This is a genomic window from Croceicoccus mobilis (assembly GCF_001661965.1).
Taxonomy (GTDB): Bacteria; Pseudomonadota; Alphaproteobacteria; order Sphingomonadales; family Sphingomonadaceae; genus Croceicoccus; species Croceicoccus mobilis.
Map to the genome: position 1 here is coordinate 843,504 of NZ_LYWZ01000022.1, position 24,231 is coordinate 867,734.

The 24,231-nt window shown below is 63.9% G+C and carries 21 protein-coding genes; 16 read left to right on the forward strand and 5 right to left on the reverse strand.

Going from position 1 to position 24,231, the window contains the following annotated elements; genetic code table 11:
• Positions 1-144: 144 nt before the first annotated feature.
• The 13 genes from A9D13_RS11615 (at position 145) to A9D13_RS11670 (ending at position 12,806) form a co-directional block, all read left to right on the forward strand.
• On the forward strand, positions 145-852 hold the full coding sequence (locus A9D13_RS11615; protein ID WP_066773653.1) for a CoA transferase subunit A: 708 nt from the start codon (positions 145-147) through the stop codon (positions 850-852).
• 1 nt (position 853) lies between these two features.
• Positions 854-1,489, forward strand: coding sequence for a CoA transferase subunit B (locus A9D13_RS11620; RefSeq protein WP_066773655.1), 636 nt, complete (start codon positions 854-856; stop codon positions 1,487-1,489).
• 82 nt (positions 1,490-1,571) lie between these two features.
• Positions 1,572-2,726: an NAD(P) transhydrogenase subunit alpha gene (locus A9D13_RS11625; protein WP_066773656.1), complete on the forward strand. Its 1,155-nt coding sequence runs from the start codon at positions 1,572-1,574 to the stop codon at positions 2,724-2,726.
• Positions 2,727-2,740: 14 nt separating this feature from the next.
• Positions 2,741-3,055 carry an NAD(P) transhydrogenase subunit alpha part 2 gene (locus A9D13_RS11630; RefSeq protein WP_066773658.1) on the forward strand — a complete coding sequence of 105 codons (315 nt, stop codon included), beginning with the start codon at positions 2,741-2,743 and terminating at the stop codon, positions 3,053-3,055.
• Positions 3,052-4,572, forward strand: coding sequence for an NAD(P)(+) transhydrogenase (Re/Si-specific) subunit beta (locus A9D13_RS11635; protein WP_082922309.1), 1,521 nt, complete (start codon positions 3,052-3,054; stop codon positions 4,570-4,572). The genes A9D13_RS11630 and A9D13_RS11635 overlap by 4 nt, the downstream gene beginning before the upstream one ends.
• 205 nt (positions 4,573-4,777) lie before the next feature.
• Positions 4,778-5,962: a S8 family serine peptidase gene (locus A9D13_RS11640; RefSeq protein WP_229665243.1), complete on the forward strand. Its 1,185-nt coding sequence runs from the start codon at positions 4,778-4,780 to the stop codon at positions 5,960-5,962.
• Positions 5,963-6,104: 142 nt separating this feature from the next.
• A complete protein-coding gene (locus tag A9D13_RS11645; protein ID WP_156522017.1) occupies positions 6,105-6,593 on the forward strand; it encodes a hypothetical protein in 489 nt (162 codons plus the stop codon).
• Positions 6,586-8,010, forward strand: coding sequence for a sodium:solute symporter family transporter (locus tag A9D13_RS11650; protein ID WP_066773665.1), 1,425 nt, complete (start codon positions 6,586-6,588; stop codon positions 8,008-8,010). The genes A9D13_RS11645 and A9D13_RS11650 overlap by 8 nt, the downstream gene beginning before the upstream one ends.
• On the forward strand, positions 8,007-8,129 hold the full coding sequence (locus A9D13_RS21265; protein WP_268235784.1) for a hypothetical protein: 123 nt from the start codon (positions 8,007-8,009) through the stop codon (positions 8,127-8,129). The genes A9D13_RS11650 and A9D13_RS21265 overlap by 4 nt, the downstream gene beginning before the upstream one ends.
• Positions 8,126-9,223 (forward strand): aspartate/ornithine carbamoyltransferase family protein, encoded by a 1,098-nt coding sequence (locus tag A9D13_RS11655; protein WP_229665245.1) that lies wholly within the window; start codon positions 8,126-8,128, stop codon positions 9,221-9,223. Before A9D13_RS21265 ends, A9D13_RS11655 begins: the two co-directional genes overlap by 4 nt.
• A gap of 13 nt (positions 9,224-9,236) precedes the next feature.
• Complete coding sequence (asnB, locus tag A9D13_RS11660) at positions 9,237-11,174, forward strand: asparagine synthase (glutamine-hydrolyzing) (protein ID WP_066773667.1); 1,938 nt, start codon at positions 9,237-9,239, stop codon at positions 11,172-11,174.
• 14 nt (positions 11,175-11,188) lie between these two features.
• A complete protein-coding gene (locus tag A9D13_RS11665) occupies positions 11,189-11,551 on the forward strand; it encodes a hypothetical protein (RefSeq protein WP_066773669.1) in 363 nt (120 codons plus the stop codon).
• A gap of 13 nt (positions 11,552-11,564) precedes the next feature.
• On the forward strand, positions 11,565-12,806 hold the full coding sequence (locus A9D13_RS11670) for an Nramp family divalent metal transporter (protein ID WP_066773671.1): 1,242 nt from the start codon (positions 11,565-11,567) through the stop codon (positions 12,804-12,806).
• Between the two features lie 86 nt (positions 12,807-12,892).
• On the opposite strand, the gene A9D13_RS11675 is transcribed toward A9D13_RS11670, so the two are convergent.
• The 5 genes from A9D13_RS11675 to A9D13_RS11695 all read right to left on the reverse strand — a co-directional run bounded on the left by A9D13_RS11675 (position 12,893) and on the right by A9D13_RS11695 (position 19,581).
• On the reverse strand, positions 12,893-14,458 hold the full coding sequence (locus A9D13_RS11675; RefSeq protein ID WP_066773676.1) for a YadA-like family protein: 1,566 nt from the start codon (positions 14,456-14,458) through the stop codon (positions 12,893-12,895).
• Positions 14,459-14,630: 172 nt separating this feature from the next.
• Positions 14,631-15,935: a Zn-dependent hydrolase gene (locus tag A9D13_RS11680; protein WP_229665247.1), complete on the reverse strand. Its 1,305-nt coding sequence runs from the start codon at positions 15,933-15,935 to the stop codon at positions 14,631-14,633.
• Entirely contained in the window at positions 15,932-17,161 is a 1,230-nt protein-coding gene (locus A9D13_RS11685; protein WP_066773678.1) for a M20 metallopeptidase family protein, read from the reverse strand. The genes A9D13_RS11680 and A9D13_RS11685 overlap by 4 nt, the downstream gene beginning before the upstream one ends.
• Positions 17,162-17,220: 59 nt before the next feature.
• Positions 17,221-17,739 carry a DUF2141 domain-containing protein gene (locus A9D13_RS11690; protein ID WP_172808153.1) on the reverse strand — a complete coding sequence of 173 codons (519 nt, stop codon included), beginning with the start codon at positions 17,737-17,739 and terminating at the stop codon, positions 17,221-17,223.
• A 141-nt stretch (positions 17,740-17,880) separates the two neighbouring features.
• Positions 17,881-19,581, reverse strand: a complete 1,701-nt coding sequence (locus tag A9D13_RS11695) for an ABC transporter ATP-binding protein (protein WP_082922311.1) — start codon at positions 19,579-19,581, stop codon at positions 17,881-17,883.
• Positions 19,582-19,800: 219 nt separating this feature from the next.
• On the opposite strand from A9D13_RS11695, the gene rpe reads away from it, so the two are divergent.
• From rpe to purH, 3 genes are all read left to right on the forward strand, one after another.
• Positions 19,801-20,463, forward strand: coding sequence for a ribulose-phosphate 3-epimerase (gene rpe, locus A9D13_RS11700; RefSeq protein ID WP_066773682.1), 663 nt, complete (start codon positions 19,801-19,803; stop codon positions 20,461-20,463).
• Between the two features lie 7 nt (positions 20,464-20,470).
• On the forward strand, positions 20,471-22,387 hold the full coding sequence (locus A9D13_RS11705; protein WP_066773685.1) for a heparinase II/III family protein: 1,917 nt from the start codon (positions 20,471-20,473) through the stop codon (positions 22,385-22,387).
• A 167-nt stretch (positions 22,388-22,554) separates the two neighbouring features.
• The gene (purH, locus tag A9D13_RS11710; RefSeq protein ID WP_066773687.1) at positions 22,555-24,147 is read left to right on the forward strand and encodes a bifunctional phosphoribosylaminoimidazolecarboxamide formyltransferase/IMP cyclohydrolase; all 1,593 of its coding nucleotides are present in this window, start codon (positions 22,555-22,557) and stop codon (positions 24,145-24,147) included.
• Positions 24,148-24,231 lie beyond the last annotated feature (84 nt).

The window sequence follows — 24,231 nt, forward strand, 5'->3', positions numbered from 1 at the left end:
TGGCGGGCACTCGCTCGCCCAAGGCGTCGGCAAACGGCGCCATCAACAGAACAGATCGAACGCAAGAGGATGCATCGCGACCGGGCAGCCACCCATAGCCGCCCCTTTCCCGGTGCACCGAGCTGGAGCAGGGCCGACACACGCATGAAGAAACTCTACCCCGATGCCGCCGCAGCACTTGATGGGCTGCTCAAGGATGGACTCCTGATCGCGAGCGGGGGTTTCGGCCTTTGCGGCATTCCCGAACGGCTTTTGACGGCCGTGCGCGAAAGCGGCGTGAAGGACCTGACCTTCGCTTCCAACAATGCGGGCATCGACGGCGAAGGGATCGGCATGCTGCTGCGCACGCGGCAGGTGAAGAAGATGATCTCCTCCTACGTCGGTGAGAACAAGGAGTTCGAACGGCAATTCCTCTCGGGCGAGCTGGAGGTCGAGTTCTGCCCGCAGGGCACTTTGGCCGAACGCATGCGCGCAGGCGGTGCGGGTATCCCCGGCTTCTACACCGCGACCGGCGTCGGCACGCAGGTGGCCGAGGGCAAGGAAGTGAAGCAGTTCAGTGGCAAGGACTACATCCTCGAAGAGGGCATCTTCGCCGATCTCGCGCTGGTAAAGGCGTGGAAGGCGGATGAAAGCGGCAATGTCGTGTTCCGCAAGACCGCCCGCAATTTCAACGTGCCTGCCGCCACCTGCGGCAAGGTCTGCGTGGTCGAGGTGGAAGAAATCGTGCCGACCGGATCGCTCGATCCCGATTGCATCCACCTTCCCGGTGTCTTCGTACAGCGCATGATCCTGGGATCGCCCTATGACAAGCGCATCGAATTCGTGACTACCCGCAAGAAGGACGCCGCATAAAATGCCTTGGACCCGCGACGAGATGGCGGCCCGCGCCGCCAAGGAACTTGAAGACGGTTTCTACGTGAACCTCGGCATCGGCATTCCGACGCTGGTGGCGAATTTCATTCCCGACGGCGTCGAAGTGACGCTGCAATCCGAAAACGGCATGCTGGGCATCGGCCCCTTCCCCTATGAGGGCGAGGAGGATGCCGACCTTATCAACGCAGGCAAGCAGACGATCAGCGAACTCGACAAGAGTTCCTATTTCGACAGCGCCACCAGCTTCGGCATGATCCGCGGCGGGCACATCGACCTCACCGTGCTGGGCGCGATGGAGGTCGACCAGAACGGCGACATCGCCAACTGGATGATCCCGGGCAAGATGATCAAGGGCATGGGCGGCGCGATGGACCTTGTCGCGGGCGTCAAGAAGATCATCGTGGTGATGGAGCACACGTCGAAGCACGGCGATCCCAAGTTCATCCCCGAATGCACCTTGCCGCTGACGGGCAAGAACGTGGTCGACATGATCATCACCGATCTCGCCGTGTTCCAGCGGCCCGATCACGACAGCCCGTTCAGGCTCGTTGAACTTGCGCCCGGTGTCACGGCCGAGGAAGTGAAAGAAAAGACGACTGCCCATTATGACAGCTGAAAGAAAATATAGGCTGGCTTAGAAGCTGGCTCATGGGCACAAAGATAGTGAACGCCCATGAATTGAGAGGGAGGGGATGCCCATGGACGGAGGTGGGGACCCGCAGGTTGCGGGACCGGTGATTGCCGCGCTGATGGAGCGTGCGGCAGGCGAAACACGCGTCGCGATGAGCCCGGAGACAGCGAAGAAGCTGATCGGTCTTGGCGCGACGGTACGAGTGGAAAGCGGGGCGGGCGTTACCGCCTCTATCCCTGACAGCGAATATGAAGCGGCTGGCGCTGTCGTGGGCGATCTCGCCTCGACCGTGGCGGGCGCGGACTGGATTTTCGGCGTGGCCGCGCCCGATGTGGCGCTTTTGTCGGGCGCAAAGCCCGGCGCGAAGGTTGCTGCCGTGTTCGATCCGTTCCGCGACCGGGCGCGCACCGATGCTTACGCTGCCGCAGGGTATGAAGCATTGGCGATGGAGCTGATGCCGCGCATCACCCGTGCCCAGTCGATGGACGTGCTGTCCAGCCAGTCGAACCTTGCCGGTTACAAGGCGGTGCTGGCCGCGGCCAATACCTATGGCCGCGCCTTTCCGATGATGATGACGGCAGCGGGTACCGTGCAGGCCGCGCGCTGTTTCGTCATGGGCGTGGGCGTTGCCGGGCTGCAGGCGATCGCCACCGCGCGCCGTCTGGGCGCGCAGGTTTCCGCGACCGACGTGCGTTCGGCGACGAAGGAGCAGATCAAGTCGCTGGGTGCGAAGCCCATCTTCGTCGAGAAGGTCGCTGGCATCGAAGGCGAAGGCAGCGGCGGCTATGCCACCGAGATGAGCGATGAATACAAGGCCGCGCAGGCGGAGCTGGTATCGAGCCATATCGCCAAGCAGGACATCGTGATCACCACCGCTCTGATCCCGGGCCGGCCTGCGCCGCGCCTTATCAGCGATGCGCAGATCGCCACGATGAAACCGGGCAGCGTGATCTATGACCTTGCCGTCGCCGCAGGCGGCAATGTCGAGGGTAGCGAGCCCGACGTCATCGTCGAAAAGCATGGCGTGAAGATCATCGGCTTTTCGAACACGCCCGCGCATCTGGCCGCCGACGCATCGGCCCTGTTCGCGCGCAATCTCTTCAACTTCGTCTCGGCATTCTGGGACAAGGAGAAGGGCGAGATCGTGCTCGACGAGGAAATCGGCACGGCCATCAGGCTGACGCAGGACGGCAAGGTCGTCCACGAACGGCTTCTGGGCTGAGGGGGGACACAGCCATGGACTTCATTTCGATCCTGTCGATCTTCGTAATGGCCTGTTTCGTGGGTTATTACGTCGTCTGGTCGGTCACCCCGGCCCTTCACACGCCGCTGATGGCGGTGACCAATGCGATTTCGTCGGTCATCATCGTCGGCGCACTGATCGCGGCGGCATCCACCGGTGCGCAAACCGCGAAATGGCTCGGCCTCGTCGCAGTGGTGCTGGCCAGCGTCAACATCTTCGGCGGCTTTGCCGTCACCGAACGCATGCTGGCGATGTACAAGAAGAAAGAGCCGCGCGCTCCCAAGAAGAGCGAAGGAGACGAGGCATGATCACCCGTTTCCTGACCGCCGCAGTGCTGACGCCAGATGGTAGCTACAGCTTTGCCGAGCCAGCCAATGTCGCAGAAGCGCATGGCGTGAACCCGTGGGTTGCGCTTGCCTATCTGATCGCGGGCGTATGCTTCATCCTCGCCCTGCGCGGGCTTTCCAGTCCGGCGACCAGCCGGGCGGGCAACCGCTATGGCATGGTCGGCATGCTGATCGCGGTCATCACCACGCTCATCACCCATTTCAACGCCAGCATCATCGAGATCGCGATTGCCATCGCCATCGGCGGAACCATCGGTTTTGTCATCGCGCGGCGCATCGCCATGACCGCGATGCCGCAGCTGGTCGCCGCGTTCCACAGCCTTGTCGGCATGGCCGCGGTGCTGGTTGCTGGCGCGGCCTATGCCAATCCCGGCGCGTTCGACATCCTTGTCCCGCACCTCAATGCCAACGGGCTTGAGACCATGGTCATCAACCCGGTCAGCCGGATCGAGATGGCGCTGGGCGCGGCAATCGGTGCGATCACCTTTTCAGGGTCTGTTATCGCCTTCCTGAAATTGAACGGGAACATGGGCGGCGCGCCGATCATGCTGCCCATGCGCCACGTCATCAACCTGGGCACGCTGATTGCGATCCTGGTGCTGACGGCGATGTTCGCGATTGCCGATCCAGCGCCGGAATGGATCTTCCCGGTCGTCCTGCTGCTGGCCTTCATCATCGGCTTCCTGCTGATCATCCCGATTGGCGGGGCGGACATGCCGGTGGTCGTCTCCATGCTCAACTCCTACTCGGGCTGGGCTGCGGCGGCGATGGGCTTTACCCTGCACAATACGGCGATGATCATCACCGGCGCGCTGGTCGGCGCATCGGGCGCGATCCTCTCCTCCATCATGTGCAAGGCGATGAACCGCTCCTTCATCTCCGTGATCGCGGGCGGGTTCGGGGCCGAGGATACCGGCGGCGGCGACGGCGCGGTCAAGGTCGACCGTCCGTGGAAGCGCGGCAGCGCGGAAGACGCGGCCTTCATGATGAGCCAGGCCGAACAGGTCATCATCATCCCCGGATACGGCATGGCCGTCGCACAGGCACAGCACGTGCTGCGTGAGATGTCGGACCTCCTCAAGGAAAAGGGAGTGACCGTCAAATATGCCATCCACCCGGTGGCGGGCCGCATGCCCGGGCACATGAACGTGCTGCTGGCCGAAGCCAACGTCCCTTATGACGAGGTGTTCGAACTGGAGGACATCAACGGCGAATTCGCACAGACCGACGTGGCTTTCGTCATCGGTGCGAACGACGTGGTGAATCCGGCGGCGAAGACCGACAAGTCATCGCCCATCTTCGGCATGCCCGTGTTCGACGTGGGCAAAGCGAAGCAGGTGTTCTTCCTCAAGCGTTCGATGGGCGGTGTTGGCTATGCCGGTGTCGACAACGATGTCTTCTACATGGACCAGACGATGATGCTCTTGTCCGATGCGAAGAAGATGGTCGAGGAAATCAACAAGTCGCTGGCCGACTGAACCGGGCCACACGCTTAAAATTTGAAAGGCCGGGATGCGGGGTTAACCCTGCACCCCGGCCTTTCGCTTGCCAAGCTGTGGAAAACAAGAGATTAAACGTAAAGAGATTACAAAAGATACCGGTTGCATGTCATTTTTATGACGATAATCTTCATCTCGGGACTGCCCTCCATTTCGGAGGGTGAATGAGTGGAGTTCTCGGGTCATGACAATAAAGGGATATATGCTGGCAGGCGTTACCGGCGTGCTGGCAATGGGGGGCGTCATCGCCTCGGGCGCGGCCGCGGCACCGGCTGACAAGGCGGCGGCCCCTGCAGCGGGCGCGAAGATCGAAAACCAGTTCATCTGCACTTTCTCGGCCAATTGGGCCAAGGGCAAGAACGTGCGCGCCGAGGCCAATCGCGCCGCGACCCCGCAGGGCGGCCGCGTATTGTTCGACTACTCCCACTCGATCAAGGGATTTGCCGTGCGCATGTCGCCGCAGGGCGTGGCGAAGATGCAGGTCGCCAATCCGCATATCGACACCTGCTTTGCCGACCGCGTCGTCGCGCTTGCCCCGCCTGCGGGCAAGGGCCCCGGTGGCGGCGGTAGCGAGCCTGCGGCGCAGACCACCCCGTGGGGCATCGCCTATGTCGGTACCTCCAGCGGCGCGGGCAAGACCGCGTGGGTCATCGACAGCGGCATCGACCTCGATCACCCCGATCTCAACGTCGACACCGCGCGCAGCGCCGATTTCACCGGCAGCCGTAAGGGTGCGGACGATGAAAACGGCCATGGCACCCATGTCGCGGGCACCATCGGCGCTATCGACAATTCCGAAGGCGTGATCGGCGTTGCTGCCGGCGCAAAGGTCGTCGCGGTGCGCGTGCTTGACCGCCGGGGTTCGGGCGCATGGTCGGGCGTGATGGCAGGCGTCGACTATGTCGCGGCTAATGGCTCGCCCGGCGATGTCGCGAACATGAGCCTTGGCGGCGGCGCGAACGATACGCTGGATCAGGCGGTGCTGAACGCATCGGCCAATTCGGGCGTGATCTTCGTGCTGGCAGCAGGCAATGACGGCGAAGACGCGGCGAACCATTCGCCCGCACGCGCCGCAGGTGCATCGGCCAATGACAAGGTCTTTGCCATCGCATCGGCCTATGACACGGGCAATGGCACGCTGGCGATGAACAGCTGGTCGAACTGGGGCAAGCCCGAGGTGACCTTCGCCGAACCCGGCTACCAGATCGAATCGACCTGGCTCGATGGCGGCTACAACACCATTTCGGGCACTTCGATGGCATCGCCGCATGCCGCCGGCCTGATGCTGCTGTACGGCACGAACCTCAATACCCAGGGGTCGGTCACTGGTCCCGACGGCGCCAGCTACGCGGTCGGCGTCGAGGGTTGATCCCCTTGTGACATAGCCGCTTAGCGCGGTTTACAGGATCGGCGCGTTCCCAGTGGGGAGCGCGCCATTTCCATTTATGGCGCCGATGCTGCGTGTGCGAGAAAGAAAATTTCCCGGCCAAGGTGGCCACGGCGGCCCCCATTTGATAGGTGCCGCGCCAGAGAGAGGGAGCAACGGGGGAAGCCCGATCAAGGTCGCAAGGGACAAGATATATGCGCGCGCCACCCGGCTGGGGCTGGTGCCGCTTGCCGCATCCTGCCTGATGGCAATGCCTGCCATGGCGCAGGATCCATCCGCCCCTGCCTTCACCGAAGACAATGTGCCGGTCATCGATGCCGGGCACGTCGGTTTTGGCTGGACGGCTGACGGCCCGGTCACCATTAGATTGACCCGCGACAATGGCGAAACCCGCGCCGTGTTCGGCGGACAGGGTGAAAAGCTGTTCCTCTCGGGCCTCGCCGATGGCGACTACATGCTGTCCATCGCGCCCGAGGGCGGGGCGGTCAGCGATACGCTGGCGCTGGAAGTGCGGCACCAGTCGCTGGCCCGCGCCTTGTGGCTGACGCTGGTAGGGGCGGTGGTGTTCGCGCTGGTGCTTGCCGTGATCGTGCGGGGCGCGCGCCATGACTGAGCGGACGATTTTCCTCGACCCCACTTTGGGCTGGATCCTGCTGGCGGCCTTTTCGGTCCTGTGGGTCGGGCTCGGCTTCTATTGGGGCCGCCGCAACAAGAGCTTTGAAGATCACGCTCTGGCGGGCCGCAACATCGGCCTCGCGCTGGGGTCCGCCACGGCGGCGGCGACATGGATCACGTCGAACACCACCATGCTCGCCCCGCAATTCGCGCTGGAGCTGGGAGTGTGGGGCATGCTCGCCTATTCCACCGCCTCATTGGGCCTGTTCCTGTTCGCGCCGCTTGCCGTGCGTATCCGCAAGCTGATGCCGCATGGCTATACCAGCGGCGATTTCTTCCGCTTGCGCTATGGGCGCGTGGCGTGGGCGATCTTCCTCGTCTTCACCCTGTTCTATTCGCTGACATGGCTGGTCAGCATGGCGATGGCGGGCGGCATCCTGTTGGAGGCTCTGGCGGGCATTGATTACGTCTGGGGGATGAGCGTCATCCTTGGCGTATGCGTGCTTTATACCATGCGCGGCGGTCTGGGCGCGGTGATCGGGACCGATTTCATCCAGACCCTGATCATATTGATCGGCATCGTCATCGTCGGTTTCGCAGTGCTCAGTCAGGTCTCGGTCGGCGAAATCCATGCCGAGCTGACCGCGCATAAGCCCGCGCTACTCGACGTCTTGTTCCCTGCCGCGATCATGGCGATCTTCAACAATCTGCTCTTCGGTCTGGGCGAGGTGTTTCACAACAATGTCTGGTGGAGCCGCGCCTTTGCTTTCCGCGATGGGGTGGGCGGCAAGGCGTTCCTGATCGGCGGCTTCATCTGGCTGCCGATCCCGGTAGCTGCCGGTTTCATTGCGCTGGCATCGGGCGCGCTGGGCGTTGCCATCCCATCCAGCGACATGGTCGCCCCGCTGGTGATCGCACAGGTCCTGGGAACGGCGGGCGCTGTGGGCATTTTCATCATCGTGTTCTGTTCATTGGCCTCCAGCATCGACAGCCTGCTGGCTGCGACCGCCGATCTGGTGACGGAGGATATCTGGCGCCGCCTCATCCGCCCCGGCTCCTCGGCAGAGCATCTGAAGGGCGCGGCGCAATGGGTGACATTGGGGCTGGGGCTTTTGACCTGGGCGCTGTGCGCGCCGCGCATCGGGACACTGGCGACGGTTTTGTTCTTTGCAGGGCCGCTGGTCGGTGCGATGATCTTTCCGATCATAACGGGGCTGTATTGGCGGCGGGCCAATACGATCGCTGCCGTGGGCGGCATGGTGCTGGGGGCAGGGGCAGGCCTCGTCACCTATTTCACGATCGGCTGGTTCGTCGCGACCACGGTTGCCACCGCCGTTTCCTGCGCATGGGTGCTGGGCGCCTGCGCAATGTCCAAATCGCGGTTCGAATGGATCCGCCTGAAGGAGGACGCATGAGTTTTTCAGCCGGTTTTCTGGAGGCGATCGTCTGGGCGTCGCTGGTCTGGTGCGCGGTCTCCGCGACCGGCCTTGGCGTGATGCTTGTGCGCGATGCGAAAAAGGGGTCGATCTGGTGAACGATATCCAGTCCGCCAGCCAGCTCGACCATAAGGCCGATCCCCAGCGCAAGGCCGGGGTGCTGGGCAATTGCCCCAATCCGCAGGACCTGATCGACATGTCGCCGGGGCTCGATCTCGCCGTGCTGGACCGGCTGCATAATTGCTCGATCCTGTCCTCGCGCCAGTTCGACAAGGAGCTGATGGGAGAGCTGGCAAAGCTTGCCGCCTATCTCCAGCTGAAGAAGGTGCCCGCGGGGCAGGCGCTGCATGACAAGATCATGGCCGCCGCCTTTTTCGAACCTTCGACCCGCACGCGCCTGTCGTTCGAAAGCGCGATGCTGCATGTGGGCGGCAAGACCCTGTCGGTAGCGGACGCAAAAACCACCGGCGTCGCCAAGGGCGAATCCATGCGCGACATTGGGCAGATGTTCAATTCATACGCCGATATCGTGGTCGTGCGGCACACGCAGCAGCAGGCGCTGCAAGAGCTGACCGATTATCTGCGCATCCCGCTGATCAATGGCGGCAACGGGTCGGACGAACATCCGACGCAGGCTCTGGCGGATTGGTATGCGCTGATGAAATGGCGGCCGGAACTGGCATTTGGGCAATTGCCCGAACAGTTTCGCCTCAACATCGGCATCATCGGCACGCCGGGCAATATGCGAACGGTGAAGAGCTTCCTCACGCTCGCCCTGCTGTTTCATGAGAATATCAACCACATCACCATATTTTCGGAAATGGCCGATCCGCTGGGCGATGAATTGCGCGCGCTGACCAATGCCAGCCCGATCACCATCGATTTCAGCCGCAATCTCAAGCAGAGCCTTGAGTATCTCGACGTCATCTACATGAATGCGATCGCGTTTCTGGGCGATGGCTATCGCTTCTTCGGGGACGAGTTCTCGCTGAACTCGGCCAGCCAGATGAAGCCCGACACGGTGATCCTCCACCCGCTGGCACGGGGGGAGGAATTGGGCACCTGTCTCGATGACACCGATCACAATCTCTATTTCAACCAGGCCGATGGTGCGGTCTGGCTGCGGCAGGCGCTGCTGCTCGCCATTTTCGGGCGCGTGCGCGAAGTCGTCCCCCGCGAATTCATCAGGTAAAGGAACGCCATTCATGTGCGGAATCGCCGGGCTGTGGGCCCATAGCCACCACCCTGAGACCATGGCCCGCGCGGAAAAGATGGCCGATGCCATCTATCACCGCGGTCCCGACGGGCGCGGCTTCCATGTCGATCCCGACAATTCGCTGGCGATGATCCACACGCGCCTGTCGATCATCGGCCTGAACGCGGGTGACCAGCCTATCTTTGGCCGCGACAGCGACGGCACCGGCGGCATGGTGCTGACCGCGAATGGCGAATTCTATGACTACAAGCGCATCCGCGGCCTGCTCAGGACCGATGGCTACGACTTCAACACGAAGTCGGACAGCGAGCTTGCCATCAAGCTTTATCACAAGCACGGCTTGGACTTCGTGCATCAGCTGCGCGGCGAATTCGCCTTTGCGATTTTCGATGAGGCGAAGCAGCAGCTGATCCTCGTCCGCGACCGTTTCGGCATCCGTCCGCTGTTCTTCCATAACGGCCCCGCCGGCGTGTTCTGGTCGTCCGAGATCAAGGCCATGCTCGCCCACCCCGAAGTCCCGCGCGAGCTGGACCCGAAGGCGCAGCTGCACCAGATGATGCAGGTGATGGTCCCGGGCATGACGCTATGGAAGGGGATCGAGGCGGTGAAGCCCGGTCACATGCTGATCGTTTCAAAGGACGGCGACGGATTTGCAGTGGAAGAGCGCCGCTATTGGGACGCCGATTTCCCGCTGGATGGCGAGCATGACGAATTGCCCGATGACGAGCATATCGAGAATGTGCGCCGTGCCCTCGTCGAATCCATCGCGCTGCGGCTGGAAGCCGACGTGCCGGTCGCCTGTTACCTTTCGGGCGGGATCGACAGCTGCTCGATCCTTGGCATGGCGGCCGCGATCCAGCAGTCGCCGGTCAAGGCGTTCACCATCGGGTTCGACGATGCGCGTTATGACGAAACCTCGATCGCGACCGAAATGGCCGAAATGGTGGGCGCGGATCAGGATATTCTGAGAGTTTCCGCGCTCGACCTTTATGGCAAGAATTTTGAGGATGCGGTCTATTATTCGGAACGCACCTTCTACAACACGCTCGGCGTCGCCAAGATGCTGATGTCAAAGCACGTGACCGACGCCGGATACAAGGTCGTCATCACGGGCGAGGGCAGCGACGAATTGTTCGGCGGCTATGCCCAGTTCAAGGCGGACTATTTCCTCCACGATCCCGCTTATGCCGAAACCGCCGCAGGCGCGGATATGAAGGAGCGGAACAAGATCTTTTCGGGCAGCGTGCTGGCCGAACAGACGATCAGCCATCCCGCGTTTGAGGAAGTGATGGGCTTCACCCCCAGCTGGATCCAGCCGTGGATGCTGGTCTATGAACGCGTGAAGCCGCTGCTGTCGGATGAATTCCTTGCAAAGCTCGACGGGTATGATCCGGTCGCGGCTATCGCCTACAGCCTTGATCGCACGATGCTGGATGGGCGGCACGTGCTCGACAAGGTGCAGTATAGCTGGATCAAGACCATGCTGGAGGGGCAGATCCTCAACTGGGGCGGTGACCGGGTCGACATGGCTAACAGCCTTGAATCGCGGCCCGCTTTCCTCGACCACCATGTCGCGGAACTGGCCATGCGCATTCCTCCCAGCGTCCGCATCCGCGACGGCGTCGAGAAATGGGTCGTGCGCGAAGCGATGAAGCACGTGCTGCCCGAAGTGCTCTACAAGCGTGAGAAATTCGCCTTCATGGCCCCGCCCGCCCACACCAGCGAGGAAAAGGGCCGCGAAATCGACAAGCTGCTCGAAAAATGGCTGTCATCCGAGAAAATCGCCGAGCATGGCATCTTCGACGAAGAGAAGCTGCGCGCCAGCATTGCCGAATACAAGCAATCGGACGATCATACCGCCAATACGAGGAAGGACATCATCCTCAACCACGCGATCGCGCTGCACGCGATCGAGGAACTGATCTGAGCGGGAGACACGCGATGCGGCTGGCAGGAACTTTGATGGGCGCGCTGGCCTGCATGGCGCTCGCCCTGCCTGCCGCTGCGCAGGACAAGCCTGCCGATCCGCAGGAGGCCGATGCGGTCTGCCTCGCCTTTACCGCGCTGCTTGCGGGGCAGAGCGATGAGAAACTGCAGGCGGCTGGCACGATGGGCACGCTCTATTACATCGGCAAGCTGAAGGCGCGCGATCCGGACATTGACCTGACTGCCACCATGCGTGGATCGGTCGAGGCGCTGAAGACGGGCAACCGCGAAATGATCGCCAAGCGCTGCGGCATGGAATTCCAGCAGGTTGGTGACGAATTGCGCCAGGCGGGCGCGGCGCTGAAATCCGAAGACTGAGCCGCAGCATTACATGAGCAATACTGACAGCAAGCCGGGTGGCACCTGGCGCCATATCGGTCCGGGCATCGTCGTTGCCGCCACCGGGGTTGGCGCGGGCGATCTGGTCGCGACTTTGATCGCGGGATCGCGTTTCGGCTTTGCGCTTTTGTGGGCCGCGATTATCGGCTGCATCGTCAAGATCGCGCTGTCCGAAGGATCGGCGCGCTATCACCTTGCCACCGGATCGACGATCCTGACCGGCTGGCAGTCGCTGGGGCGCTGGACCGGCTGGTATTTCGGCATTTACGTCGTGATCTGGGGCTTCATCTATGGCGCCACCGCGATGAGCGCGACCGCGCTGCCGCTGGCCGCGCTCTTTCCGGTGCTGCCGCTGACGGGATGGGCGATCCTGGTCGGGCTCGCCGGCTTCGCCTTCGTGTTCTTTAATCGCTACGAACGGCTGGAAAGCGTGGTGAAGGTGCTGGTCGGCATCATGTTCGTGGTGATTGTCGGCCTTGCCATCATCGTGGCGCCTTCGCTGCCGCAAGTGCTGAAGGGGCTGGCGCTGGTGCTGCCGGAAGGATCGCTGTTCTACACGCTGGGCCTGATCGGCGGGGTGGGCGGCACGGTCACGACGGCGGCCTATGGCTATTGGGTGCAGGCCAAGGGCTGGGAAGGCACCGGCTGGCTGCGCGTCATGCGGATCGACAATGCGCTCGCCTATGTGCTGACGGGCGTGTTCGTCGTCGCCATGCTGATCGTCGGGGCGGAACTGCTCTATAGCGCGGGGATCGCATTGCAGGGCAGCGCCAGCGGGCTTCTCGACTTGTCGAGCGTGCTGGAGGAGCGGCTGGGCCAGCCCGTCGCCATCGCCTTTCTCATCGGCTTTGCCGCCACCGCCTTTTCATCCGTTCTGGGCGTGTGGCACGGGATGAGCCTGTTCTTCACCGACTGGTACGGCCAGTTCTTCGACCGCCCCGCCGTCGATGGCCCGGTGGAAAGCACGCTGCCTTTTCGCGCCTATGCCGCGTGGCTGACCTTTCCGCCGATGGCTTTGCTGTTCTTTGAACGGCCCTTCCTGCTGGCGGTGCTCTATGGCGCTTTCGGGGCTTTGTTCATGCCCTTTCTCGCCATCACTTTGCTGATGCTGCTGAACCGGCGCGATCTTCCGCCAGAGGCGCGCAATGGCTGGCTGGCGAATGCGGTGCTGGCCGGATCGGCGCTGCTGTTCGTGGTGCTGGCAGGGCAGCAGATGGTGGAAATCTTCGCCTGAACGAATGAAGGGGCGGGCGACCATTTGGCCGCCCGCCCCTTCGGGCATCCTCTCCGATGCACCTCTTGAATCAGAAGCCGCCTAAATCAGAAACCGAACGCAACGCCCACGCGGCCACCGGTCGACTTCTTTGCGGTCGATCCGGCGATGCCGCCCGAAACATAGATCCGCGGCGCGACGCGTGCCGCCAGCGAACCGGCAAAGCCCTGCTCGCCGCGATAGGTCGAGCCGTTGAGCGTGACCGAAACGGTGCTGTCGGGCACGATCATCGTGCCGCCCAGCGCCATCGCCGCAGCAATGCCGCCACGCGTGCTTTCGTCGATATTGTCGAGCTTGTAGGACAGCGTATCGACATCGGACTGGAGCGCGGCGAACTGCGCATCCGATACGGCAGCCACCGCCTGCATTTCGGTCGCAAGCCCTGCCACCTGCTGCGAAGTGGCGAGCGCGCTGCCCTTGCCCAGCGTGCCGCTGTCATCGACGGTCACGGAATAGAGCTGGCCTTCCTGCGCCGCGGTCGAGGCATCGATGTCGCCGATCTGCACCGAAGAGCCTTCGCCCCCCAATGCGACCTGATCGGATGCGGTGGTCGTCGCTTCATAGCCGATGGCGGTCGAGCGGGCATAGGCGGCGTTCGCATAGGCGCCGATCGCACTGGAAGCCTCGCCCCCGGTCGTTGCGGCAACGCCGATCGCGGTGGAGCGCCCGCCGCCGGCGACGGCGCTTGCGCCGATCGCCGTGGCATAGGCCCTGGTCGCCTTGCTGCGGATGCCGATGGCGGTGGAATTGGAAGCGGTCGCCTTGGCAAGGCCGCCAATGGCCGCCGATTCGGTGCCGGTCGCGCCTGCCAGCAGGCCGATCGCGGTGCTGCGCGCGCCCGAAGTAGTGGCGTCGTTGCCGATGGCGGTGGTGCTGATGCCGCTGGCGCTGGCACCCGATCCGATGGCCATCGCGTCGTCTGACGCGGTCGCGACCGATGCGCCGGTGCCCATGGCCATCGACTGGTCGCTGGCTGCACTGGCATTGGTGCCGACTGCGATGGAATTCGTGCCGCTGGCATCCGCGCCAACGCGGCTGCCGTCGTTTATGTCGGCATCGGTGCCGAATGCGATCGCGTTCTGGCCGCTGGCGGTTGCATAGGCACCGATCGCGCTTGCCCCTTCGCCCGATGCGGTTGCGACCTTGCCGATGGCGGTGCCGAACGATGCGCTGACGCGCGAGTCCGCGCCGACGGCGGTGCCGAAATCGGCATAGTCATAGGTGATCGTCTCGCCATCGTTCGAAACGAACGAACCGACGCGCGCGTCATTACCGACGGCGATGGTGTCATAGCCAACGGCCACGGCCTGTGCGCCAAGCGCGGTCGCACCGTCAACGTAATCCGCGCTTATGCTGCCCGAATCGACATTGGCGACAGATCCATATCCCAGCGCTGTGGCATATCCGTTCTCGGCTGCAGCATCGGTGCCGCATGCCGTGTCGGTCGCATCGCCGCTGGTCGCGCCCTGCGTGCTGGTCGTCGAGGTGCCGGCATCTTGCATGACGCATTCTTCTGCGAGTGCAGCATTGGACGTGCCGGCAAAGGCGATCACCGCCATCGCGCAACCCGAAAGCACGGACGCCCGGCGGGCGAAAACGAAGTTTTTCTGCATGAAGTCCCCTTTGGTCAGGGGGCGCCGGAATATTGTCTTGGAAAGATTTTACGCGCGTGCGCGCACTCAAACCGCTGCCCCTGTGATCGAATGATCGATACAGAATACGGTCAGCGGGAAAGCATGTTCCCGCGCAGCGTTAATTTTATTGCCTTTGCAGAAACTTTGGCGGTTAACAGGCGTCGCTTGGCAAGGTCTGTGGCGCGATTTGCTGCGCCCCGCACGCCAGCTCGAGCGCACAATTGCACAAAAGTTGCGCGCCGCGTTCGATATCGGACCAGTGGGTCCATTCATCGGGCGCGTGGCTGATGCCCTTGACGCTGGGCACGAAGATCAGGCCGGTGCGCGTCAGCCCTGTAAAGAACTGCACGTCATGGCCCGCGCCCGAAGGCATGATCTTGTAGCTGTAGCCCAGTGATTTCGTGTTGCGCTCCACCATCGCGATGATCTCGTCGTTGCAATAGGCAGGGGCGAGCCAGCTCATCTGTTCGTAATCGAATTTCAGGCCATGGCGGCGCGAGATCGATTCCAGCACCTTGCGGCACGCATCGGCGAGCTTTTTCATGACGTCTTCGTCAAGGTCGCGCCCGACGATGGTGAAATCGGCTTCGCCCGGGACGGTGTGCGGAAAACCGGGTTTCAGCGCGACATGGCCGATGGTGATGCGGCTCTTGTCGGTGCCTTCTTCATCGATGATGCGCGGGATTTCATGCGCGAAATCGACCATGCCCATCAATGCGTCGCTGCGCAGGTGCATCGGGGCAGTGCCGGCATGATCGGCCTTGCCCTTCAGCTTCACCATCCATTTGAAGACGCCGGAAATACCCTCGACGATGCCGATGGTCGTTTTCTCGACATCGAGCACCGGCCCCTGTTCGACATGCAGCTCCAGGAAGGCGTGCAGCGATTCCGGGCGGCGATAGGCGTGGAGCGCCTGCAAATAGTCGAGGCCAGCGGTTGCCATTGCGTCTTTCAGCGCCAGCCCATGTTCGTCGGCGGCGTTTTCCAGCCATTCGCGGGTCAAATGTCCGGTCATCGCCTGCGCGCCCAGCATGCCGCCAAAACGGCCTTCCTCCTCGCTCGTGGCGATGACCTCGATGGGATATGACGGCTCGATCCCGGCATCCTTCATGGTGCGGATCACTTCCAGCCCTGCGACCACGCCCAGAACGCCATCGAAAATGCCGCCCGCGGGCACGCTGTCGAGGTGGGAGGCGATCACCACCGCCGGTATCTCGCCATCATCGTGCGCCGGGCCAAAGCGCCCGATGACATTGCCCGCGCCATCCATGCGGTGCGGCACGCCAAGCGCCTCGAACTGATCGCGCAGCCATTGGCGCGCGGCCATGTCGTTTTCGCTGAAGCCTTGGCGATAGACGCCGCGGTCATCCTCGTTAAAGCCAAAGCGGGCGATGGCGTTGATGTCGTGCTCGATCCTCTGGATCGAAATTTTGGGCATGTTGGTCGGGTTGGTCATTCGGGCAGGCCTTCGTTCAGCACTTCCAGCCCCAGCGCGGCCAGCAGGGCGGCGCCGCGCGGCAGGGTGCTTTCATCCATATGCATGCGCGGGGAATGCAGGCCGCAGCACTGCGACCAGTCGTCCCCTTCGCGCGCGACTCCAAGGAACAGCATCGCGCCCGGTGCATGGTTCAGCGCATAGCTGAAATCCTCCGCCGTCATCAGCGGGCGGGCGAGCGCGTGCCAGTGCTCGGCCCCGAATTCGCGGGCGACCACGGTCTCGGCCAGCTTAAAGGCGCGCGGGTCATTGGCGGTGACGGGGAAATTGCGCGTGACCTTCGCCTCGGCGCTCATGCCATGGGCGGCGGCGATATTCGTGGCGAGCCGCGCTATGCTGGCGGCGACCTTGGCGCGGGTCTCTTCGGTCAGGGTGCGCACGGTGCCGCGCATGGTGCAGGTATCGGCGATGACATTATCGGCATGGCCCGCCTCTATCATCGTGACCGATACAACGACGCTGTCGCCTGCGTCGAACTGGCGCGTGACCATGGTCTGGATCGCGGTCACGATTTCACACGCGACGGGCAGCGGATCGGCCGCGCCATGCGGCATGGAGGCATGGCCGCCAGCCCCCTTCACCACGATATTGAGGCCATCGGAGGCCGCCATCAGCGGGCCCGGACGGCAGGCGATCTCACCATGTTTCGCATTCGGCATGACGTGGAGTGCGAAGCACGCGTCAGGCGGGCCGTTTTCATCGGTGAGGAGCCCATCCTCGATCATCATGCGGCCGCCGCCAAAGCCTTCCTCGCCCGGCTGGAACATCAGCCAGATTTCGCCGTCGAAACTGTCGCAGCGATCGGCCAGCACGCGGGCCGCGCCCACCAGCATGGCGGTGTGCCCGTCGTGGCCGCAGGCATGCATGCGGCCCTGTCTTTCAGATGCGAAGGGGAGGCCGGTCTCCTCGGCCAGGGGCAGCGCGTCCATGTCGCCGCGAAGCACGACGCGCCGGCCGGGGCCGCGGCCTTTCAATACGGCGACTGCGCCGGTGGTCTGCGGGCCAGTGCGCCATTCAAGTGGCAGGTCGGCAAGGGCGGCGCGCACTTTCTCCAGCGTGCGCGGCGTCTGTAGCCCCAGTTCCGGATCGGCATGGATCGCGCGGCGCAGCGCGATGATGTCGGGCGCGATCGCCTCGGCGGCGTCGGCGATGGTGCCGGGAAGCGGGGGCGAGGGGTGAAGGTTCATGAGAACAGGGCTAACACGGCCCCCATCCCTCGCCAAGCACCCCCAGCATCATCAGGCCCTTACGGGTATTTGACATTCACCCGCGTGGCGAGGCCCGGACGGCTGATCTTGATTGCCGTTTCGCCCCAGCTCGGGCGGTGGATGCGGCCCATGTCGGGATTGTTCGAAAAGCCGCCGCCCTCGGTCGGGCTCATCTTCAGGAAGTTGAAGTTCAGCTTCTTGTCCTTGTCCTCGTCGTGATAGACGAAGAAGGCGTAGTTTCCATTGGCGGGCAGCTTCATGCACACGCGCTGGTTGCCCGGTCTCGCGGGCACGCGGATCACGTCCATCGAACCGCCCGATCCCAGGAAATCGTCGGAGTTGTTGTAGATCTTCACGGTCAGCCAGCCGTTCGAATTGCGAATGCCGTTGGCTTCCAGAAAGACCCAGCTCTTGCCGCTGGTGTCGCCTTCACAACCCGCCGGGGCCGCATGGGCAGGCGTGGCGGCAATCAGGCCCGCAGAGCCCAGCGCGAGCGCGGCCGCGACATTCCCTGCGGTTTTTCGCAGGCGGCGATGCAGTGTGTCGTTTGCGTTCATTGCGTAAGCGTCCGAGTAATGAATGGAAAAGTTCAGCGACCAGATGGGACCGCCGTGGCACGGATCAAGCGACAGGCCGGTCCGCGTCATTTCAGGTGAGTAATTCGCATATGGGCAGTGAATAGCGACTGAATTCGCCATTCAACATTCGCTCACGCTTTCAACGCGGCCTTCGCACAATGTGACGATGCGGTCGGCCATGTCGGTCAGTGCGCCGCGATGGCTGATGACCAGTATGGTGCGGCCCTCGCGCATTCCCGCCACCGCGCGGGCGATGGCAGCCTCGTTCCCGGTGTCCAATGCGCTTGTCGCCTCGTCGAGGATCAGCAGCGCCGGATCGGAAAGCAAGGCGCGGGCAAGTGCGATGCGTTGGCGCTCACCGCCCGAAAGCCTGCGCCCGGCATCGCCGACCATGGTGTCCATCCCGCCGGGCAGGGACAGGACGAATTCCGCCGATGCCGCCCGCAATGCCGCTTCCAGCGCCGCGTCATCGGCCTCTGGCACGGCCCAGAGCAGGTTGTCGCGGATCGTCATGTGGAACAACACCGGCTCCTGATGCAGATAGGCGACCTGTCTGCGCCAACCGGTGAGCGCCCCGCCGGTGAGCGCGCCGCCATCGATCGACAGCGTGCCCGAATCGGGTGCGAACAGCGCGCCGAACAGATCCGCCACGCTTGTCTTGCCCGCGCCCGATGGCCCGACCAGCGCCGTCATCGTGCCGACCGGCAACACCAGCGAGACATCGTCGAGCGCGGGCACGCCTCGATCGGCATGGACAAGCGACACGTTGTGCAAGGCGATCTCGCGCTCCGGTCGGGCGACCATGGAAGGCTCGGCTTCTGGCTCGCGGGCATCGGCCAGCTGCGCCAGCAGGGTTTCGGCCCGCTGGATCGCGGGCAGCACATGCGCCCATTGCTGCAATCCTGCCTGCAGCGAATTCAAAAGCGGAACCGAGCGCGCGAACAGCACCACCAGCGGCAGCAGCACGGCAAGCGCCAGCCCCCGCGACCACGCGGTCCACACCACCAGCGCCAGCACCAGCGCGCCGCCCGACTGCAGTGCCGCGCGGCTGCCGGTCGATGATGAAAGAAACGCGATCTGCGCCTGCCGAAGGCGACGCACCGCCTGCGCAAATCGGCCAGATACGGAATTCTCGCGCCCATGCGTCTTGATCAGCCGCAATGCGCCCAGCGTTTCCTGCGCTTCGCCCTGCAGCGTTTCGTATTGGTCGATGACATGGGTGCCCATCGCATGGGCATGGCGCCGCAGCCGCGCGAACAGGGCCAGAACCGCCAGCCCGCCCAGCGCCGCGATCAGCGCGACCAGCGGGGACAGCGCGATGGCGGCTGCCCAGATCACCGCCAATGTCACAGCGCTGGTCACAAGCAGCAGCAGGCGTCCGAAGCCGTCACCGATATTATCGACCTGCGTGATCAGCACGCTGGCATTCGCCGCCTGCCGCATCTGGGCCAGCCTGCGCCATCCCGCCGCCAGCAGCCCATCCAGAATGCGCATGCGCCATTCATCGACCAGCCGGTGCTGAATCTGCATCTGCAGCACGCCCAGCCGGAAGGTAAGGACAGCGCGCGCCGCCACCAAGGCGACGAAAATCCCCAGTAGCCCGGCAATTCCCGGCCCATCGGCCATGGCCGGCACCAGCCCGGCGGCCCAGCCCGGCAAGCCCGCCGCCACGCTCTCGCCGCCCGACAACAGCGAGAGCATCGGTACCAGCATTAGCAGCCCCACGCCCTCGCTCAGCGCAGCGGCCAGCATCAGCGCGAACAGCATGGCAAGCCGACCCGGCGGCAGGCTGCGCAACAGCGTGATGGCGGCGTGGATCATGGGCGGTTCCGGTGCATCGAAAACGGGTGTTACCCCGAATTACCCGTCTTGGCACCCGCCGAGATTGCGCGCGGCTTTGCGAATGCTTCACGGGCAGGCGCGATTATGGCCCGGCTGGGCTATTAAACCTGTCCCTTGGCGGTACGAAAGCGTCGGGCCGTGTGGAAAATAGGCAGGTCTTGCTTGTTGCCGTGGCCCGCTGTGGATTACTGCCGATTCATGGCAAAACCGCTCATCTCACCATCCATCCTCTCGGCCGATTTCGCAAAGCTCGGTGAAGAGGTCCGCGCCATCGACGAGGCAGGGGCCGATTGGGTCCACGTCGATGTCATGGACGGGCATTTCGTGCCCAATATCACCATCGGCCCCGCCGTGGTGAAAGCGCTGCGCCCGCATTCGGCAAAGACTTTCGACGTGCACCTGATGATCAGCCCGATCGACCAGTATCTCGAAGACTTCGCAAACGCCGGCGCGGACATCATCACCGTCCATCCCGAAGCGGGGCCGCACATCCACCGCACGGTCCAGGCGATCAAGGGGCTGGGCAAGAAGGCGGGCATCTCGCTCAATCCGGCGACACCTGCGAAGATGCTCGACTATCTGATCGACGATATCGATCTCGTGCTGGTGATGAGCGTTAATCCCGGCTTCGGCGGGCAAAGCTTTATCCATTCGCAGCTGAAGAAGATCGAGGCGGTCAGGAAGATGATCGACAAGACCAGCCGCGACATCCATCTGGAAGTCGATGGCGGCGTGAATGCCGAAACCGCGCGGCTGTGCGTCGATGCGGGCGCGGACGTGCTGGTCGCAGGCTCGGCCACGTTCAAGGGCGGGCCGTCGCAATATGCGGCCAATATCGCCGCGCTGAAGGGGGAGGGTTGAACCCCTCATGGCATTTGACCCCACAAGGCTGCGTGAAGACGTCCTGCGCAATGCGGAGCATCGCGCCGGCCGTGCCGCGCGCCCTGCGTCGGGCCGGGGCATCCCGCTGATGGGACAGGGCGGCGATGGCGGCTGGGTGGAGGATGAACCGGCGGGCGCGGACGAATCCGGTCCGCCGCCTTCCGCGCCCCCATCGTCTTCGGCGCGGGATACGGAAATCAGCCTTGCCGAATTGTCGGCGCCGCGCCTCGGCCTGATCGAGAAGGCGCAGCGTTTCCTGTATGCGCGCGGCGTTTCGGCGCGCAATCTGGTGCGCCCGTTCCACAAACCGTCGCGCCTGCGCCTGCTGGCGACCGTGGCCGAACCGCTGCCGGGCGAACGTCCGGGCGGCATGGCGCTGCGCGCTGGGCATTTCCTGATCGCGGGCAAGCGGCTTTCGATCGAGAATCTCGATTTTGGTTCGGCCAAGCTCGCCCCGCCGATCGCGCGGGCGATCCACGGGTTTACCTGGCTGCCGGATCTGGAAGCGGCAGGCACCCGCGACAAGGTCGCGCCCGTGGCCGAGGACATATTGCGCCGCTGGATGCTGGCGAATCCCGCCATCGGCGAAGGGCCGGGCTGGACGCCGGGGCTTGCCGGGCAGCGCCTCTTGATGTGGCTGGTGCATGCGCCGCTGATCCTGTCGGGTACCGACCGGTCGTTCCGCGCAGGCGTGCTGCGACAGATCAATGAAGGCGCGCTCTGGCTCGATCGCCAGCTGCGCCGCCGACTGCCCGCGCATGAGGCTATTCCGGCATGGACCGCGCTGACCGCTGCGGGCCTGCTGCTGCCCGATGGCAAGCCGCGGCGCCTGTATGGCGAAGCCGGGCTGATCGATGTGCTGGGCGATGCCGTGGGCGAAGACGGGGGCATGCTGTCGCGCAGCCCCAACGACCAGGTCGATACGATCACCGCCCTGCTGCGCCTTGTCGCATGCTATCGCGCCTGCCGCCGCGATCCGCCGCAGCAGATCGAGGTGATGCTACAGCTGATGACGCCGCCGCTGCTGGCGCTGGCGCATGCCGATGGCACGCTGGGCAGCTGGCAAGGCTGCGCGCCGATGGATGCGCGCCGCCTGCTGACATTGTGCGAGGCTGCCGATCCGCGCGCCCGCCCGCTGCGCGATGCCGGGCACTGGGGCTATCAGCGGCTGGCCGCGAAACAGGCGGTGCTGCAATTCGACGCCGCGCCCCCGCCTGCGGGCCGCGAAGCCAATGGCGGCTGTGCTTCGACGCTTGCCATCGAATTCAGCCACGGTGCCGAACGCATCATCGTCAATTGCGGCGGCGCGTCGCTTGCCGGCGGCGCGGTCCCGCGCCGGATCGAGGAGGGTCTGCGCTCCACCGCCGCCCATTCGACACTCGTGCTGGGCGAGGCCGATTCCACAGCGGTCGAACCGAACGGCCGGCTGGGCAGCGGCGTCAAATCGGTCATCTTCGACCGCGAACGGGCCGATGGCGCGCATATCATGATCGCCAGCCATGACGGCTATGTCTCGCGCCACGGCCTGTTCCACGAACGGCGGCTGGCGCTGGCCGACAATGGCCATATCCTCGAAGGGCAGGATGCGCTGATGCCGCGCGGGAAAAAGGCGCGTCGCGGCAGCCATCCCTTTGCGATCCGCTTTCACCTTGGCCCGCGCGTTGCTGCCGATCACGTGGTGCAGACCGAAAGCGGCGGCAGCGGCGCGATGCTGGCGCTGGCTGATGGCAGCTATTGGCAGTTCCGTGTCGATGGTGCGGATAATGGCGTTGGCCTTGGCATAGAGGACAGCCTCTGGGTCGATGAAGGTGGTCATCCGCGGCAGGTGTTGCAGCTGGTGGTGACAGGCGATGTGGGCCGCGAAGGCGGGATGATCCACTGGTCGCTTCGCAGAATGGGTTGATTGGGCAGAACGGGTTGATTGGGCAGAATGGGCCGATCGGGCCGAAACGGGCAAATCTGCCGAATTTCCTGTCGAAAGCCGGGTTGAAGCGCGGGCCTTCCCGCCGTAAGCGCGCGGGCACAGTCCCTGTGCGCGAATAAGCGCCGCCCGCACGAAAGACCCGTCCCATGGAAAAGCCCGTTCCCGTTCGCCGCGCCCTGCTGTCCGTTTCCGACAAGACCGGACTTGTCGATCTGGGGAAGGCGCTTGCCGCGCGCAATGTGGAGCTGGTGTCCACCGGCGGCACGGCCAAGGCGCTGCGCGATGCGGGCCTTGAGGTAAAGGACGTCTCCTACCTTACCGGTTTTCCGGAAATGATGGATGGCCGCGTCAAGACGCTCCACCCCAAGGTACACGGCGGCCTTTTGGCCGTGCGCGACAATCCCGAACATGCTGCCGCGATGGAAGAGCACGCGATTGGTGCGATCGATGTCGTCGTCGTCAACCTCTACCCCTTCCAGCAGACCGTCGCCAAGGGCGCGAGCCGCGAAGAGATCATCGAGAACATCGACATCGGCGGCCCCTCGATGGTGCGTTCGGCGGCGAAGAACCATGCCTTTGTCTCGATCCTTACCGATCCCGCCGATTACCCCGCGCTCATCACCGAGCTCGACGCGGGCGAGGGGGCGACCGGCTATGACTTCCGCAAGATGTTGGCGGCCAAGGCCTATGCCGCGACCGCAGCCTATGACGCGGCGATCAGCCAATGGTTCGCCTATGCCGACCAGCAGCTGACCTTCCCGCCGCGCCGCGCGATGGCGGCGAAGCTGGTGTCGACGCTGCGTTATGGCGAAAACCCGCACCAGCAGGCTGCGCTCTATCTACCCGAAGGCCCGCACACGGTTGGCCTCCCGCAGGCCGAGCAGCTGCAGGGCAAGGAACTTTCATACAATAATTACAATGACGCCAATGCCGCGCTGGAGCTGCTGGCTGAATTCCGCGACGGCCCGCCGACTGTTGTGATCGTGAAGCACGCCAACCCTTGCGGCGTCGCCGTGGGCGAGACGCTGGACGAGGCGTGGGACAAGGCGCTTGCCTGCGATTCCGTCTCGGCCTTCGGCGGCATCGTGTGCTGCAACCGTCCGCTCGATGCGGCGACTGCCGAAAAAATCACCAAGATCTTCACCGAGGTCGTCGTCGCGCCGGGTGCGGACGATGCGGCAAAGGCGATTTTCGCCAAGAAGAAGAACTTGCGCCTGCTGATCGTGCCGGGACTGCCGGACCCGCGCCGCCGGGGCCAGACCGTTACCGTGATCGCGGGCGGCATCCTGCAGCAGGAGCGCGACTACGCCCATGTCGATCCCAAGGACCTCAAGGTCGTGACCAAGCGCGAACCGACCGATCAGGAGCTGAAGGACTGCCTGTTCGCATGGACCGTGGCGCGTCACGTGAAGTCGAACGCCATCGTCTATGTAAAGGACGGCCAGACCGCAGGGATTGGCGCAGGCCAGATGAACCGCCGCGATTCGGCGCGCATCGCCGCCGCCAAGGCTGCCGAAGCGGCAGAGACCCATGGCTGGGCGCAGCCGATGACCGTGGGCAGCGCGGTGGCTTCGGATGCGTTCTTCCCCTTTGCCGACGGCCTGCTGTCGGCGGCAGAGGCGGGTGCGACCGCGGTCATCCAGCCGGGCGGTTCCATCCGCGACGAGGAAGTGATCGCCGCCGCCGATGAAAAGGGCCTTGCCATGGTCTTCACCGGAATGCGCCACTTCCGCCATTGATCGGCAGTCATCGGGACCAGGTTTTCCGGGGTACAGGACGCGACAAGCCGCGACTTTCCTGAACCCCGGACGACAGGCACATTC